This is a genomic window from Patulibacter sp. NPDC049589 (genome assembly GCF_040675535.1).
In the GTDB taxonomy this organism is placed as follows: Bacteria; Actinomycetota; Thermoleophilia; order Solirubrobacterales; family Solirubrobacteraceae; genus Patulibacter.
Map to the genome: position 1 here is coordinate 1 of NZ_JBFAPC010000060.1, position 13,708 is coordinate 13,708.

The following is a 13,708-nucleotide window of genomic DNA, read 5'->3' on the forward strand; positions in this document are numbered from 1 at the left end:
GTACTCCGAGGACGAATACCACGGGCCCACGGACGGTGACCCCAGCGCGTACTCCCCGACGTCCGCCGCGCGCACCGCCCAGCCGTCCATCGCGGACGACGCGAACGACGGGAGCGCCGTCGTCGCGACGACGTCCTCGGCGGCGATCCGCCCCACGGCGAGGTCGAGCGCGACGGGCTCGGCGCCCACGGGCGCCGCGGCCCCGAGGGCGGCGGCGACGTCGCGCGCGTCCGCGAGGCTCGTGGGGGCGACCATCGCCGCATCCTACGGTCGGCCCGGCGCGCAACACTGGGCGGGTGCCGCCGTCCCCCACCCCAGGACCAGCCGGCGAGCCGCGCGCCGGGGACGCCTCGGACCCGGCCGGGTCGACGACTCCCGACGCCTCCCCGCCCCCGTCCGAGACCCAGCCATCATCCGACGCCCCGTCGCCCCCGTCCGAGACCCAGCCACCATCCGACGCCCCGTCGCCCCCGTCCGACCCGCGCCCCGCGTCGATCGTCGCGATCCTCGCCGGCGGACGGTCACGCCGGATGGGCATCCCGAAGGCCGGCGTGTTGCTCGACGGCCGGCCCCTGCTGGCCCACGCGGCCGACGCAGCGCGGGCCGCCGGGCTGCGGCCCGTCGTCGTCGCCAAGCGGACCTCCGTCCTGCCCGACGTGGCCGGCCTCGAGCGCTGGGACGAGCCGGACGAGCCCGTCCACCCGCTGACCGGCGTCGCCGCGGCGCTCCGGCGGGCCGACGCCCCGATCGTCGTCCTGCCGGTGGACCTCCCCCGCGTCCCCGGCGCCCTGCTCGCCCACCTCGCCGCCCGGCCGGAGCCCGTGGTCGTCGTGGAGGCCGCCGGGCGGGTCCACCCGCTGCTCGCCCGCTTCACCCCCGCGTGCGCAGGCGCGCTCGCGGCCGCCGCCGCGGCCGGGTCCCCCGTCGTGGCGACGGTCCGGGCGCTCGGCGCGGCGATCTGCGGGGACGCGGTCGTCCGTCCGCTCGGCGACCCCGCGCGGTCGCTGGCCAACGTCAACCGCCCCTCCGACGTCCGCGACGCGGGGACGCCCGAGCGCTGAGCCGACCGCATCCGGCCGCGCGGTCCGTCGCGCCGTGATCCGTGCACGACGGCCGCCCGGGCCTCCGCTGCCCGGAGCACCGTGCGGCCGGCGGCGCGCCGGGACGTCGTACACCGCGCCAGGCCGGCGTCGAACACCCGTTCGGAGGCGCGGTCGGCGTGCGCGCGTGGGCTTCGCCGCGGGCCGCGGGAACCCTCGTAGACCGCGGTCGCGGCTGGTAGCGTTGCCCCCGCCGAGTTCCCGGGGTCGTCCCCGGGGAGCGGGGGACCCGTGTTGTTGGGGCTCATCCACGTCTTCGTGGAGGCGCGACTCTTTCTGCGTCAGCCCGTCAGCTAACCCCGTAGGCCGACGAGAGAGAAGTCCGGATGCGTTCAACCACGGTGCGTCGCGCCGCCCTGATCGGCCTGCTGACCATGGCCACCTGCGCCCCCGCCGCGCAGGCCGACGACGACCCAGCCGCGGCCGCAGCCGCTCCCGCCGCCGGCGGCGGCGGAACCCCCGTCGCGACGATGACCGCACCCGCCGCACCGGCCGCCGACACCACCACCGCCGCCGCGCCGAAGGTGTCGGAGACGCAGACCGTCAAGCTCACCCGCGCCCAGACCAAGAGCGTCCAGCGCCGCGCGAAGGTCAAGGCCGACGGCTCCCTCGGGTCCCGCACCCGCAAGGCCCTGAAGCGGTACCAGGCCAAGAAGCGCCTCGTCCCCACCGGCAAGCCGAACCTCCAGACGCTGAAGGCGATGAAGCTCGCCTTCGCGGTGAAGATCGAGCAGCAGCTCGTCGCCAAGCAGCGCAGCGCGCAGCCCGTCCAGAGCTCCGTCGCCGGCTACGTCTTCCCGATCCAGGGGCCGTGGCAGTGGGGCGGCGTCAACACCCACTTCGGCGACCGCGGCGGCGAGCACGAGGGCATCGACCTGTTCGCCGAGTGCGGCACCCCGCTGGTCGCCGCCTCGTCCGGCACCGTCAAGGAGCGCAAGTTCCAGTCGGCCGCCGGCAACTACCTCGTCATCACCGGGACCCCCTCGGGCGAGGACCAGGTCTACGCGCACCTGAAGACGCCGTCGCCCCTGTCGATCGGCGACGCGGTCACCGCCGGCTCCCCGGTCGGCGTGGTCGGCGACACCGGCAACGCCGACGGCTGCCACCTGCACTTCGAGCTGTGGACGACCGGCGGCTGGTACAGCGGCGGTCACCCCCGCGACGCCCGCAAGGACCTGATCTCCTGGGGCGGCGTCCCCAGCAGCACGCGCTGACCCGCGCCCGGCCCGCCCGTCCCGCGGGCCGCGCGGGGCGCCCCGGCCCCGGAGGCGCCCCGCCTCCCGGGAGCCGTCGACCGCCCGGCCCCTGACCCGCCGATCCGTCCCGCGGACGGCCGTCGGGGATGTACCCTGAGGCCCGCGCCGGACCGGCTCCCGGCCCGGCGCGTCGTCTTGTCCCCGGTCCCGGAGCACCGCCGCGATGACCCCGCCTCCCGCCTCGACGCCGATCGAGCTCCCCGAAGGCATCGTCGCCCTCGGCCCCGACGCCTGTTCCGCCGTCGAGGCCCTGGTGCTCGCCGCCGAGCGCCGCCAGGAGGCCGAGGTCCAGGCCGCCCTGGAGCACGGCCTGCGCGTCGTCCCGCGCCCGCTGCGCGGCATCACCCGCCGGGTGCTCGTCGGATGAGCACCCCGCTGGAGCGCCGCGGCGAGCTGCTGCGGCTGGCCCGCGTGCTCGGCGTCGAGCCCGACGAGCTGACGGCGCTGGACGGCGCCGCGGTCGAGGACCTCCGCGCGCTGCGCCACGCCGTCGCCGACCGCCTGCTGGAGCGCAGCCGCGAGCAGTTCTCCCGCGCGGTGGCGCTCGGCGACCTGCTGCCCGGGAGCGTCGCCGCGAAGCTCTCCCAGCACGTCATGGGCCCGGTCCTCGGCGGCCGCGCCGCCGCGCTCCTGACCCCGGAGAAGGCCGGCGAGCTCGCCCGCCGACTCCCCGCCGACTTCCTCGCCGACGTCGCCTGTCACGTCGACATCCGCAAGGTCCAGCCGCTCCTGGCCGGGATCGACCGCGCGACGATGGCCGCCGCCGGCGCGCACCTGCGCGAGCGCGAGGAGTGGGTCGTCCTCGGCGCGTTCGTCGGCTACGTCGACGACGACGTGGTGGCCGACCTGCTCGACGGCTTCGACGGCGAGGCGCTCCTGCGCTCCGGCGTCGTGATCGAGGACGCCTCCCGCATCGACGCCGTGCTCGGGATGCTGTCCGACGAGCGCCTCGACGGCCTGCTCGACGCCGCCGACGAGCACGCCCTGTGGCCGGACATCGTGTCGCTCAACGTGCACCTCGGCGACGCCCAGCTGCGGCGCGTCACGGACGCGGTCCAGCGGATGTCGGGCCCCCGGATCGAGGCCCTCGCGGCCCTCCTCGGGGACGACGACGAGCTGCGCGCCGCGGCCGCCCCGATCGTGGAGCGCCTGACGCCGGAGTTCCTGGCGGACGTGGCCGAAGACGTCGACCTCGCGGCCGTCGGGCCGCTCCTGGACGGCATCCCGGTCGCGACGCTCTCCGCCGCCGGAGCCGAGCTCGAGCGGCGCGAGGCCTGGACGCTCCTGGGCCGCCTGATGACGGTGCTGCGTCTGGAGGTCCTGGCCGAGCTCGTCCCCTCCCTCGGCGACGAGACCCTGCCCCGCGCCGGCGCGACGATCGGCGACCCCGCCCGGGTCGACGAGCTGCTGGCGCTGCTCCCGGACGAGCGCCGGACGCCGGAGCTGCGGGGGCCGGCAGGAGCCTGAGGGTCGCCGGCGGGAGTTCACTGCGTCGCCGCCGCCCTCACGAGCGACACATCGATCGCGCACGGATCGTTGTTCGATGTCGCCGCTTCTCAAACGATGCCGGCCGCGCCGATGCTCGCGTAGAGTCGGTTGCGAGTCCTGGCTCCTGCGGACCACCGGCGCGGCGGTCGGGCTGGGCTGGGCCGGCAGGCAGCGGGCTGACTCGGCGGGGGTCTATGGCGTGTTGAGGGCTTGAGCGACGTGATATGCGTCGATCTGCGCGTCGGGTCCGATGCCCGAGGCGATGACGCTGTAGCCCGCGCCGGAGCCGGCGATCCACGCGAAGCCGCGGGCGGTAGGCGAGATGAGGGCACGCATCGTGCGGCCGTCATGGGGGTTGGCATCGTCGGTACGCATGCCGGCCAGCTGTCCGATCCGGTCGGCGGCCAGGTTGGGACCGCTGATGCGGGAAACCTCGATCGTCTTGCTCCCCGAGGTGAACGTTCGAGTCAGCGCGGAACGATCGCCCGAACGGGCGTGGCGATCCTCTGCCGCCGCCCGGTAGCCATCGGGGACGAAGCCGATCTCCGCGTCACCGAGCAGGTCGCCGGCCGGTCCGTTGCGCTGAACGGCGAACGTCTCGCGGTCGTCGCCGTCAGCCGCTGACGGCTCCGCCGCGGGGCGCTAGGGCAATCGCGATCGCGCTGCCGTCGGCGCCGTCGCGATGCGCGGTGTCGATCGCGGCCAGCGGTCCCGGGCCGGTCGGATCGGGCACGTCTGCCCGGAGTTCCAGGGCGGTGCCGGTGACCGGGGCGCCGTGGCTGAGAGGACCGCTCAAGAACGCGACGCGGGTCACGTTCTCGGCGGCTCGCCCGGAGAGGACGACGAGCGTTCCGACGGTGTCGTCACGGCCGGCGTACAGGACGCGAACGTCGTGATGGCCGCCCTTCTGGGCGTCCCACGTCGCTCGAGCGTCGGCGATCAAGGCCGGATTCTCACCGAGCTCACCGCGAGGAGCCCAGGTCTCCGGGGCCGCAGCCTTCGAGGGGGTCGAGGCGTCGCTGTCCACCGCGACACTGATGCCGGTCGTGGCGGTGGCCGCGGCCGCGAAAGCGGCCAGCACGATGCGACGCTTCGTAGCGCTCATAAAGCATCCTCTTGAGGAGCAGGGGCTGAGGTTTACGACGCGAGAGTTCGCGTACGTGGGGTGTTGAGGAAGACGGCCAGCGATGCGAAGAGCAACGCGACGAGGGCTATGGGAAGCGCGGGCCCGATGGACCCCAGGCGCAAGGCCGGGAGGGTCGAGCGCCACGCAGGGTGCATCGCGGCCAGCGACGACACCGCGCTGACGATCGCGATCGCGACACCGCCGAGACCGTTCTGCGTCGTCTGCGATCGACGCGTCGCGAGGAGGACCGCGAGTCCCGCGAGAGCGACGCAGAGCACGAGTCGTCCGCCGTTCTGAGCGTTGAACGCCCAGTCCGAATCGTCGATGCCGACCGGTCGGTGGGTGCGCGCTGCGGCCCACAGCACGAGTTGGAAGCCGGCGGTGGCACCAGCAGCCGCGAGAACCCGCGCTCGTCGCGGCCAGCTCCAGGCGCTGCCGAAGGACAGCACCGCGCCGGCCGTTGCGACGCTGACGGCCAGGACTCGCAACTCCGGCCCGGGGCCGGCATAGCCGCCGGGTTGCCCGGTCACGCGCGTGCTCGCCCACTGGCTGGCGGGGAGCAGTGCGACGAGCAGCAGGGCGACGCCACTGAGCGCGATCAGTGCCACCGACGCATGCGTCGAGCGTCGCACCGCCCGCCAGCGCAGCACCCACGCGAGTCCGATCACGCTCGTAACCTCACGAACGAGGTTCGCGTTGTCGTCGGCGATCAGCTCCGTCCAGTGCTCTTCGAGGTCCGACCGGTACTCGCGACGAAACGAGCGGGGCGTGAGCAGCAGCGCCGCGCGCATCGGGCGCGGAAGGCTCACCCGGTCGCCTCGTCCGCCAGGCGCAGAACGTCGCGGCTGGTCGCCTGCATCCGTCGCGCTTCGTCGAGCACACGTTCGCGGCCGGAATCGGTCAGGCGGAAGTACCGTCGCGACCGACCGTCCACCACCTCGTCGGCGTCGCGGACCACGAGGTCCTCGGCGGTCAGGCGGTCAAGCGACGCGTACAGCGATCCGGTGGAGACCCGGAGCCTGCCGTCGGAGAGCCGCTCGATGTCCTTCTTGATGCCGTACCCGTGCCGCGGGCCCTGCAGGAGCGATGCAAGCGCCAGGAACGACGTCTCGTTGACCTTCATACGACCACTATAGATCAGTTTTCGATATATGTAAGTGCGCCTTGCCTCTAGAAACGGAAATCGCCGGCGAGTCCTTGGACTCGCAGGCGATCAGTTCTGCATATCTCCCTCTGCGTCACATATCGGCCTTTGAGCCCGGGCGGAATGACTCAGCCCTTTTCCGCCGTTCATCGACCTTGAGAACGCGGGACTCGATGAACTCGCCCGCCCGCCCGAACGGTCCCGCTCAAAGCACCTCACGACGCAGGCCTTCGACGAGTGGCAGTCCCGGGTGTGATTCGCGGTCGTTCCACTTTGGCGACGGTCGTCGCCGCTGGCGCCATGACGGGGCGGTGGCAGCCCCTGCGTCCGCCTACGTCCACGAGTGGAGCCCGTTCACCTCCCCGCCGGCCTGCAACCCGGCTCCGTCGGACACCCGCTGCAACGACAACCAGGGCCTCATCTTCAACGAGTGGGGCAGCATCCGGGCCACCGCGCTGGAGTCCGCGGTCTACAGGATCTGTTGCCGCGCGGTCACCCGGAACAACACGGTCCGTTCGACAACCACCGGCACCAAGGAGAGCGACTACTGCGCGAACAACTCGACGGAGATGCTCATCGACATCGCCGGCACGGAGGCGTCGAAGATGAACGCTTCGCTGGCCTCGTACCAGACGATCAGCACCCCACGAAGTCCTGGGTCGTCGGATCGCACCCGACGGCATCTCGACGGTCGGAGCGGTCTCCAACGAAGGGAACCGTGGAACCGCGCTCGTCACGAACAACCTCTTCGTGATCGAGGTCCCCACCAAGACCGACATCAAGTCCGTCTCCTGGACGCTGCCCGACGGGTCTGTCACGACCCAGGGCAACGAGGCCACACCATCCGTTTCGGACGCCGTCCCCGACGGCGTCCGAAACGGATCTGCGGGAAGAAGTGAAGTCCGAGCTGTGCCGGACACTTCCCTTCTGTGAGGGACCGCAGCAAACTCGAGAACCTGTACGCCGCGCATGCCACGACGGTGCAGGCCTACGCCCGTCGTCGTACCGACCACGTCGCCGCCGACGACATCGTCAGCGAGGTGTTCATCGCCGCCTGGCGACACCTCGACGAGATCCCGGAGGACCCGGTCGCCTGGCTTCTCGGCGCCGCGAGGAAGACGCTTGCCAATCAGCGCCGCGGCGCCGAGCGGCAAGTGGCGCTCTTCCAGCGCATGGCCGATGGCCATCCCGCCGGTACCGAGGACAGCGCGCCGATGGACGGCGCCATCCTCAGAGCCCTCTCGCGATTGCGCCCCAGCGACCGCGAGCTCCTGCTGCTGATCACCTGGGACGAGGTCTCTCCCGGCCAGGCAGCAGAAATTCTCGACGTCCGCGCGTCGACCCTCTCGATGCGCCTGCGTCGCGCCCGCAAGCGCCTCGCCGACGAACTTCACGAAGACGAGATCGGCAACGCCATGTACCCCGCCGCCGTGATGGAGACCCCGCGATGAGCCACGACCTCGACCGCCGCTTGCGCGCGAGCAACTTCGTCTCCGCCGACCCCGACGGGCCCGCCCCGTTCAGCGCCCTGTCCGAACGACTCGACGAAGAACCCGACCACACCGGCCGCAGGACCACGACTACGCGGGCGCGCCGCTTCGGTCGCCCCCTGGCACTCGCGGCCGTCGGCCTCACGCTCACCGGCACCGCGACCGCCGCAGTCATCGTCCTCAGCGACTCCGGACCGACCACCGGGCTGGCCACGAAAGCAACTCCTGACGCGCCGGCATCGGGGTCGCTGACCGCCCTGCTTACCCAGGGGGCAAGTCCCGTAGGGTCCGAGAGCCGCGCGCGGTTCCCCGAGCTCGGAGACAACGGCCCGGCCCAGGGGACGACGCTGAGCCGCGAGGGCTTCGACATCGACATCGCGTTCGACACGAAGAAGATCTGCTTCTCCGCCCACGAGCCGAAGCAGATCACCGGCGAAGCCGGATGCACCACCAGGCCGATCCCCTACACGATGATCCCCCTCGCCGAAACGGGCAACGGCCCCAAGCCCACGCGCCGGCTTGCCTACGCCATCGCACCCGACGGCGTCAGCGCGCTCACCGTGGCGACCAGCACCGGGAAGACCCGCCGAGCGACGTTCGAGAACAACGTCGCCGCCATCCCGCTCGACGGCAACGAGACCGTCACGCGCTGGTCCTGGACGCTCCCCGACGGCAAGACCGTCACGCAGGAGCCCTGGGCCTTGACGGCCCAGCACTGACGAACGTGCCTGGAGCAACCGCCGTATCGCTGAGGCGACCATCGGACTGCGAGACGCCGGCCGCCCCACGGACGCCGCGGCTGTGCACGCACGCCTGAACGCCGACGGGTTCTCGGCGCGGTCGGTGGTGCCGCGGCGCTCGAGGTCCTACGTCGCGGAGTAGCGGGTCCCGCGCCGCTGGCCGGTCCGCTCGATGACGCCGCGCGCGGCGGCATCACCGAGGATCTTGGAGAACCGCTCGCGTGGAGTCTCGGAGTCGATGCCGAGCGCCGCGCGGAGCTCGGGCGCCAGCAGCGGTTTGCCGGCCGCGCGGAGGACCCGCACGAGGTCCTCGTCGGCGATCTCCAACCGCGGCGCACGCGGAGACGGCCGTCGCGGGGCGTCGGCCGGCTCGACCTCGTGCGCCGCCGGTGTCGCCGGCGTCGACGTTGGGTCGACCGCCTCTCTCGGGGCGAGAGCGCCGCCGGTGCGGTCGCGCGCACCGATCCGGGCGAGGACGGCCGGTCCGCTGGCGGGCTGCCAGTAGTGGAGGACCTGGTCGCTGCCGACCAGCGGATACCGCCACGCCACCGCCCGGTCCCCCGGCCGCAGGACGGGCGCACCGTCGACCTCAACGCGCTCCGGGACCGGCGCGGGCTCCGTCCACGCGTAGCCGGAGAGGATGCGTGCCGCCGCTGCGGCGACCGGTGCCCGGGCGGGCTCCAGCGCGGCGAGCTGCTCGGCGAGGTCCTGGTCCACCCGGTAGGGCTGCAGCGGGAACCGGTCGCGCACGTCGACATCGTCGAAGAGCTCGAGCCACGCGCGGACGATCGCGACCTGCACCTCCTCCCCCACGCCCGCCGGCGCCGCGTCGGCGACCGCGGTCGGCCGGCGGGTCTCGTCGGGCCCCTGGCGCCAGCGGTTCGACAGCCGCGCGCGCTTCTCCGCGCTCGAGCTGTCGTCGCTGTTGGCGCGGACCAGCGGGTGCGCGTCGGGGTCGACGCCGACCAGCGCGGGCGGCCAGTAGATCCGGGCGGCGCCCCCGAAGACCATCAGGCCGTCGGGGAGGGCGCGCGCGAGCTCGCGCGTGAGTCGTCCCTTCGGGGACTGCTCGATCGCGACGACGTCACCGTCGCGACCGACGAGCCGCTGCACCGCCGACGGCGCGAAGTACGGGTCCCGACCGCCGGGCCGGACCGTCAGGACGACGATCGGCCGCTCGCGGTCGACCGCGACGATCCAGCGGGCGAGCTCCCGGACGGCGTCGGCGTCGTCGACCCACGAGGGCTGGCCGGTGGGCCCGATGCAGGACGGAGGGCGTTCCAAGGTCACCACGGTAGCCGCCTGGCGGCGTCGGTGGGAGCCCGGAACGACGAACGCCCCCGGCGTGACGTCGGGGGCGTTCGTGCGAGGGCGGCCCGGGGAACCCTCCCCCGGGCCGCCGTCCTACTTCTTGACCTTGATCGCCGGCCCGGAGACCGAGACCTTCGCGTAGGTCGCGTCACCCGGGAACGTGATCGTGACCTTCCAGGTGCCCTTGGCGAGCTTCGGCACCTTGACGGTGACGACGCGTACGCACGCGCGCGCGAGCCCAGGCAGCCGGCCCCGCCGACGCTCAGTCGCCGGGCGGAGCGCAGAGCCGCGGATCGAGCTCGACCAGCGCCAGGACCTCCGCGACCGGGCGGCCGGTGCGGCCGGCGATCCAGCAGGCCAGGGGTGCGGCCTGCCGCTCGGAGCGGTGCGCGGCGTGCCGGGCGAGGTCCAGCAGCGCCGTGACCTCGGCGGCGGACGGCGGCGGGCTCCCGACCTCCTCCGCGAAGGTCGCCAGCCAGCCCCGGATCGTGCTCGTGTCGTCGCTCACACCGGCACCCTAGCCGCCTCCGGGACCCGCATCGGGACCTCGCCGGCGGGGACGGCCCGGACGGCCCTCCGCCCCGTCCACGAGCGGGAAAACGTCAACTCGGGTCCGGATTCACCGGACGATCCACCCCGACGATGGGAGGAGATCCCCGGATGTGGGTACACCGTTCGGGCCCGCGACGGCTAGGGTCCGCGGAATGACGTCGCTCATCACGCGCGAAGAGGCCCTGCAGCTCGGCCGTCTGAGGAGCCAGGAGGACATCCTGGCGCTGGTCGAGCGAGCTTGGGAGGCCCGCCAGGACCACTTCGGCGACTCGACCGACATGTGCTCCCTCGTCAACGCGAAGTCCGGCGGCTGCGCCGAGGACTGCGGGTTCTGCGCCCAGTCGACGTACGCGGAGGCCGAGACGCCGATGCACGCGATGATGGAGCCCGAGCAGATGCTCGAGCACGCGAAGGCCGCCGAGGCCGGCGGGGCCCACCGCTTCTGCATGGTCACGCAGGGCCAGGGCCTCTCACCGAAGGACTTCCAGAAGCTGCTGGAGGGCGCGCGCCTCGTCACCGAGCACACGAACCTCAAGCGCTGCGCGTCGATCGGCCACATCAACGCCAAGCGCGCCAAGCAGCTCAAGGAGGCGGGGATCAACCGCGTCCACCACAACGTCGAGACCGCCAAGTCGTACTACCCCGAGGTCTCGACCCTCGTCCGCTACGAGGGCCGCGTCCGCACCATCGAGGCGGTCCGCGAGGCCGGCCTCGAGACCTGCGTCGGCGGCATCCTGAACCTCGGCGAGTCCGAGGAGCAGCGCGTCGAGATGGCGTTCGACCTCGCCGCGATCGACCCGACGTCGGTGCCGATCAACCTCCTGAACCCGCGCCCGGGCACGAAGTTCGGCGACCGCGAGCACATGGATCCGTGGGACGCGATCAAGTGGGTCGCGATCTTCCGCCTGATCCTCCCGAAGGCGCTCCTGCGTCTCTGCGGCGGCCGCTCGGAGAACCTCCGCGAGTGGCAGCACCTCGCCGTCAAGGCCGGGCTCAACGGCGTGATGATGGGCAACTTCCTCACGACGCTGAACACCGACCCGCCGAAGGACCGCAAGATGTTCGGCGACCTCGGCCTGAACATCGCGCGCCAGGACGACAACGGCGCCAACCCGCGCCCGGACAACCGCGACGGCTTCCTCGCCGGCGAGACCCCGGACGTCATCGAGTCGTACCTCGACACGCCCGAGGACGCCGCCGAGGCCGGCATCACGATCCGCAAGTGGGACCCGTCGACGCAGCTCCGCTACGCGGCGAAGAAGAAGATCATCCCGCCCCGTCCCGACGGCGCCCCGAACCGCTGGCCCGAGGGCGAGCTGCCGCGGACCCCGTCGGCCCCCGGCCTCGCGGTCTGACGCCCGCCCGCGGCCCGCGCCGCGCCGACCCACGGGGCGGCCGGCGCCGCCCGGTGGGACGATCCGTCCGATGAACGCCGACGACGAGGTCGCACGCGCCGGGCTCGCCGGTGATCGCCCGGCCGCGACCGCACCGGTCGCGCGTCCGGGCGACGGCGACCCGGTGCTGCGCGCGCGCCTGGACGCGCTGCGGGACGACGGCCTGCTGCGGACCCTCCGGACCGTCGAGGGGGCCGTCGGACCGCGCATCCGCGTCGACGGCCGCGAGCTGCTGCACCTCTGCGGCAACGACTACCTCGGCCTGGCCGGGCACCCGGCGGTGCGCGAGGGCGCGGCCGCAGCGGCGCTCGCGTACGGCGGGGGCGCCGGGTCGTCCCGCCTGGTCGCGGGCACGCTGACGATCCACCGCGAGCTCGAGGCGCGTCTGGCGGACCTGAAGGGCACCGGCTCCGCGCTGCTCTTCGGCGCCGGGTTCCTCGCGAACCTCGGCGTCGTCACCGCGCTGGCGGACAAGGGCGGCGTCGTGCTCTCCGACGCGCTGAACCACGCGTCGATCGTCGACGGCGTGCGGCTGTCGGGCGCCGAGCGCGTCGTCTATCGCCATGCGGACCCCGAGCACGTCGACCACGAGCTGCGCGCCCGCCCGGGCCGTCCGGCGCTCGTCGTCACCGACGGCGTCTTCTCGATGGACGGCGACGTCGCGCCGCTGCGCGAGCTCGTCGCCGTCTGCCGCCGCCACGGCGCCCGGCTGGTCGTCGACGAGGCGCACGCCACCGGCTGCCTCGGACCGCGCGGCGCGGGATCCGTCGCGGCGGCGGGGCTGGAGGGCGAGGTCGACGCGGTCGTCGGCACGCTCGGCAAGGCGCTCGGATCGTCCGGCGCGTACGTCGCCGCGCACCCCGACGTCGTCGCGTGGCTCGTCAACCGGGCGCGCACCGTGATCTTCTCGACGGCCCCGGCCCCCGCCACCGCCGGGGCGGCGCTCGCGGCGCTGGACGTCCTGGCCGCCGAGCCCGAGCGAACCGCCCGCCTGCGCGACCGCGCCGTCCTCGCGCGCGAGACGCTCGCCGGCGCGGGCGTCGATCTGTCCGTCCCCGGGATCGACCCGGCGGCCGTCGACCCGGGCTCGCCGATCGTCCCGGTGGTCGTCGGCGAGGCCGCGGCCACGATGGCCGCCACCGCCGAGCTGCTGGACGACGGGATCCTGCTGCAGGGCATCCGCCCGCCCACCGTCGCCGCCGGCACCTGCCGCCTGCGCCTGACCGTGTGCGCGGACCACGACCCCGACGAGCTGCGGGCCGCGTGCCTCCGCGTCGCTGCGGCGGTCCGCCGAGCGGTGGCAGCGTGAGCGGCCGGACGACCTCCGGCCTCTCGGCGGTCGACGTGGCGGAGCCGGCGGAGCACCCGGCGTCCGCCGTCGTCGCTGGCCGGAGCCCCCTCCGCGGCATCTTCGTCACGGCGACGGACACCGAGGTCGGCAAGACCGTGCTGGCCGCCGCCATCTGCGCCCGGCTGCGCGCGGACGGCGTCCGGGTGGCCGCGCACAAGCCGGCGGTCACGGGCCTGGACGAGCCCGCGCCCCCGTACGGCCGCGACCACGAGCTGCTCGCCGCGTGCACCGGCCAGTCCGCCGAGGACGTGTGCCCGCGGCGCTTCGGGCCGGCGGTCTCGCCGCACCTCGCGGCCGAGGGCGCCGGGGAGACGCTGGTCCCGGCCGACCTGATCGCGGCCGCGCGGGCCGCCGGGGCACCGCCGGCCGACGGGACCGACGCGCCGACCCTCGTCGTCGAGGGCATCGGCGGGCTGCTGGTGCCGTTCGACCGGGAGGGCTTCGACCTACGCGCGCTGGCCGTCGCACTCGGGCTGCCCGTCGTGATCGCGGCGCGGCCGGGCCTCGGGACGATCAACCACGTCCGGCTGACCGCCGAGGTCGCGCGCGCGGCCGGCCTCGTCGTCCGCGGCGTCGTCCTCACCCCGTGGCCGTCGGGCGACGCGCTCGCGGACGACAACCGCCGCACGATCGCCGAGCTGACCGGGCTCCCGGTCGACGTCCTGCCCCGCTGCACGCTGACCCCCGGCGGTCTCGCCGAGGCGGCGGCGGCGTTGCCCGTCGGTCGCTGGGTCGCCTGAGTCGGGCGGCCCCGGG

General features: G+C 73.9%; 16 protein-coding genes, 1 pseudogene and 1 riboswitch. Of the genes and pseudogenes, 10 read left to right on the forward strand and 7 right to left on the reverse strand.

The window, feature by feature from the left end; genetic code table 11:
* Positions 1-255, reverse strand: a pseudogene (locus tag AB0L40_RS13055) (hypothetical protein); the annotation flags it as partial.
* Positions 256-296: 41 nt separating this feature from the next.
* Here AB0L40_RS13055 and AB0L40_RS13060 point away from each other — a divergent pair.
* The 4 genes from AB0L40_RS13060 (at position 297) to AB0L40_RS13075 (ending at position 3,823) form a co-directional block, all read left to right on the forward strand.
* Positions 297-1,061, forward strand: coding sequence for an NTP transferase domain-containing protein (locus AB0L40_RS13060; RefSeq protein ID WP_364354704.1), 765 nt, complete (start codon positions 297-299; stop codon positions 1,059-1,061).
* 220 nt (positions 1,062-1,281) lie between these two features.
* Positions 1,282-1,423: riboswitch (cyclic di-AMP (ydaO/yuaA leader) on the forward strand.
* 3 nt (positions 1,424-1,426) lie between these two features.
* Positions 1,427-2,314 carry a peptidoglycan DD-metalloendopeptidase family protein gene (locus AB0L40_RS13065; protein WP_364354707.1) on the forward strand — a complete coding sequence of 296 codons (888 nt, stop codon included), beginning with the start codon at positions 1,427-1,429 and terminating at the stop codon, positions 2,312-2,314.
* 205 nt (positions 2,315-2,519) lie between these two features.
* Entirely contained in the window at positions 2,520-2,723 is a 204-nt protein-coding gene (locus AB0L40_RS13070) for a hypothetical protein (protein ID WP_364354710.1), read from the forward strand.
* Positions 2,720-3,823 (forward strand): hypothetical protein, encoded by a 1,104-nt coding sequence (locus tag AB0L40_RS13075; protein WP_364354713.1) that lies wholly within the window; start codon positions 2,720-2,722, stop codon positions 3,821-3,823. Before AB0L40_RS13070 ends, AB0L40_RS13075 begins: the two co-directional genes overlap by 4 nt.
* A 213-nt stretch (positions 3,824-4,036) precedes the next feature.
* On the opposite strand, the gene AB0L40_RS13080 is transcribed toward AB0L40_RS13075, so the two are convergent.
* The gene (locus tag AB0L40_RS13080) at positions 4,037-4,180 is read right to left on the reverse strand and encodes a hypothetical protein (RefSeq protein WP_364354716.1); all 144 of its coding nucleotides are present in this window, start codon (positions 4,178-4,180) and stop codon (positions 4,037-4,039) included.
* 12 nt (positions 4,181-4,192) lie between these two features.
* Between AB0L40_RS13080 and AB0L40_RS13085 the strand changes: the two genes are divergently transcribed.
* Positions 4,193-4,468 carry a hypothetical protein gene (locus tag AB0L40_RS13085; protein ID WP_364354719.1) on the forward strand — a complete coding sequence of 92 codons (276 nt, stop codon included), beginning with the start codon at positions 4,193-4,195 and terminating at the stop codon, positions 4,466-4,468.
* Here AB0L40_RS13085 and AB0L40_RS13090 read toward each other — a convergent pair.
* From AB0L40_RS13090 to AB0L40_RS13100, 3 genes are read right to left on the reverse strand one after another with little or no spacing between them, the layout of a single operon-like run.
* Complete coding sequence (locus AB0L40_RS13090; RefSeq protein WP_364354722.1) at positions 4,458-4,949, reverse strand: hypothetical protein; 492 nt, start codon at positions 4,947-4,949, stop codon at positions 4,458-4,460. The genes AB0L40_RS13085 and AB0L40_RS13090 overlap by 11 nt on opposite strands.
* 32 nt (positions 4,950-4,981) lie before the next feature.
* Positions 4,982-5,779 (reverse strand): hypothetical protein, encoded by a 798-nt coding sequence (locus AB0L40_RS13095; protein ID WP_364354725.1) that lies wholly within the window; start codon positions 5,777-5,779, stop codon positions 4,982-4,984.
* Positions 5,776-6,093 carry a PadR family transcriptional regulator gene (locus AB0L40_RS13100; RefSeq protein ID WP_364354728.1) on the reverse strand — a complete coding sequence of 106 codons (318 nt, stop codon included), beginning with the start codon at positions 6,091-6,093 and terminating at the stop codon, positions 5,776-5,778. Before AB0L40_RS13100 ends, AB0L40_RS13095 begins: the two co-directional genes overlap by 4 nt.
* Before the next feature lie 950 nt (positions 6,094-7,043).
* Here AB0L40_RS13100 and AB0L40_RS13105 point away from each other — a divergent pair.
* Together AB0L40_RS13105 and AB0L40_RS13110 are read left to right on the forward strand one after the other, a co-directional pair.
* Positions 7,044-7,565, forward strand: a complete 522-nt coding sequence (locus tag AB0L40_RS13105; protein WP_364354731.1) for an RNA polymerase sigma factor — start codon at positions 7,044-7,046, stop codon at positions 7,563-7,565.
* Positions 7,562-8,323, forward strand: coding sequence for a hypothetical protein (locus tag AB0L40_RS13110; RefSeq protein WP_364354734.1), 762 nt, complete (start codon positions 7,562-7,564; stop codon positions 8,321-8,323). The genes AB0L40_RS13105 and AB0L40_RS13110 overlap by 4 nt, the downstream gene beginning before the upstream one ends.
* A gap of 147 nt (positions 8,324-8,470) precedes the next feature.
* Here AB0L40_RS13110 and AB0L40_RS13115 read toward each other — a convergent pair whose 3' ends face one another.
* Together AB0L40_RS13115 and AB0L40_RS13120 are read right to left on the reverse strand one after the other, a co-directional pair.
* On the reverse strand, positions 8,471-9,628 hold the full coding sequence (locus tag AB0L40_RS13115; RefSeq protein ID WP_364354736.1) for a hypothetical protein: 1,158 nt from the start codon (positions 9,626-9,628) through the stop codon (positions 8,471-8,473).
* 289 nt (positions 9,629-9,917) lie between these two features.
* On the reverse strand, positions 9,918-10,163 hold the full coding sequence (locus AB0L40_RS13120; RefSeq protein ID WP_364354739.1) for a DUF6457 domain-containing protein: 246 nt from the start codon (positions 10,161-10,163) through the stop codon (positions 9,918-9,920).
* 196 nt (positions 10,164-10,359) lie between these two features.
* On the opposite strand from AB0L40_RS13120, the gene bioB reads away from it, so the two are divergent.
* The 3 genes from bioB to bioD all read left to right on the forward strand — a co-directional run bounded on the left by bioB (position 10,360) and on the right by bioD (position 13,692).
* The gene (gene bioB, locus AB0L40_RS13125; protein ID WP_364354742.1) at positions 10,360-11,562 is read left to right on the forward strand and encodes a biotin synthase BioB; all 1,203 of its coding nucleotides are present in this window, start codon (positions 10,360-10,362) and stop codon (positions 11,560-11,562) included.
* Between the two features lie 70 nt (positions 11,563-11,632).
* The gene (locus AB0L40_RS13130; protein WP_364354745.1) at positions 11,633-12,910 is read left to right on the forward strand and encodes an 8-amino-7-oxononanoate synthase; all 1,278 of its coding nucleotides are present in this window, start codon (positions 11,633-11,635) and stop codon (positions 12,908-12,910) included.
* Entirely contained in the window at positions 12,907-13,692 is a 786-nt protein-coding gene (gene bioD, locus AB0L40_RS13135) for a dethiobiotin synthase (RefSeq protein ID WP_364354748.1), read from the forward strand. The genes AB0L40_RS13130 and bioD overlap by 4 nt, the downstream gene beginning before the upstream one ends.
* Positions 13,693-13,708 lie beyond the last annotated feature (16 nt).

Excerpts from the sequence above, each read along its gene's own strand:
- AB0L40_RS13065 (WP_364354707.1), top strand. The coding sequence starts at position 1,427 with ATGCGTTCAACCACGGTGCGTCGCGCCGCCCTGATCGGCCTGCTGACC.
- AB0L40_RS13070 (WP_364354710.1), top strand. The coding sequence starts at position 2,520 with ATGACCCCGCCTCCCGCCTCGACGCCGATCGAGCTCCCCGAAGGCATC.
- AB0L40_RS13075 (WP_364354713.1), top strand. The coding sequence starts at position 2,720 with ATGAGCACCCCGCTGGAGCGCCGCGGCGAGCTGCTGCGGCTGGCCCGC.
- AB0L40_RS13080 (WP_364354716.1), bottom strand. The coding sequence starts at position 4,180 with ATGCGTGCCCTCATCTCGCCTACCGCCCGCGGCTTCGCGTGGATCGCC.
- AB0L40_RS13085 (WP_364354719.1), top strand. The coding sequence starts at position 4,193 with ATGGGGGTTGGCATCGTCGGTACGCATGCCGGCCAGCTGTCCGATCCG.
- AB0L40_RS13090 (WP_364354722.1), bottom strand. The coding sequence starts at position 4,949 with ATGAGCGCTACGAAGCGTCGCATCGTGCTGGCCGCTTTCGCGGCCGCG.
- AB0L40_RS13100 (WP_364354728.1), bottom strand. The coding sequence starts at position 6,093 with ATGAAGGTCAACGAGACGTCGTTCCTGGCGCTTGCATCGCTCCTGCAG.
- AB0L40_RS13110 (WP_364354734.1), top strand. The coding sequence starts at position 7,562 with ATGAGCCACGACCTCGACCGCCGCTTGCGCGCGAGCAACTTCGTCTCC.
- bioB (WP_364354742.1), top strand. The coding sequence starts at position 10,360 with ATGACGTCGCTCATCACGCGCGAAGAGGCCCTGCAGCTCGGCCGTCTG.
- AB0L40_RS13130 (WP_364354745.1), top strand. The coding sequence starts at position 11,633 with ATGAACGCCGACGACGAGGTCGCACGCGCCGGGCTCGCCGGTGATCGC.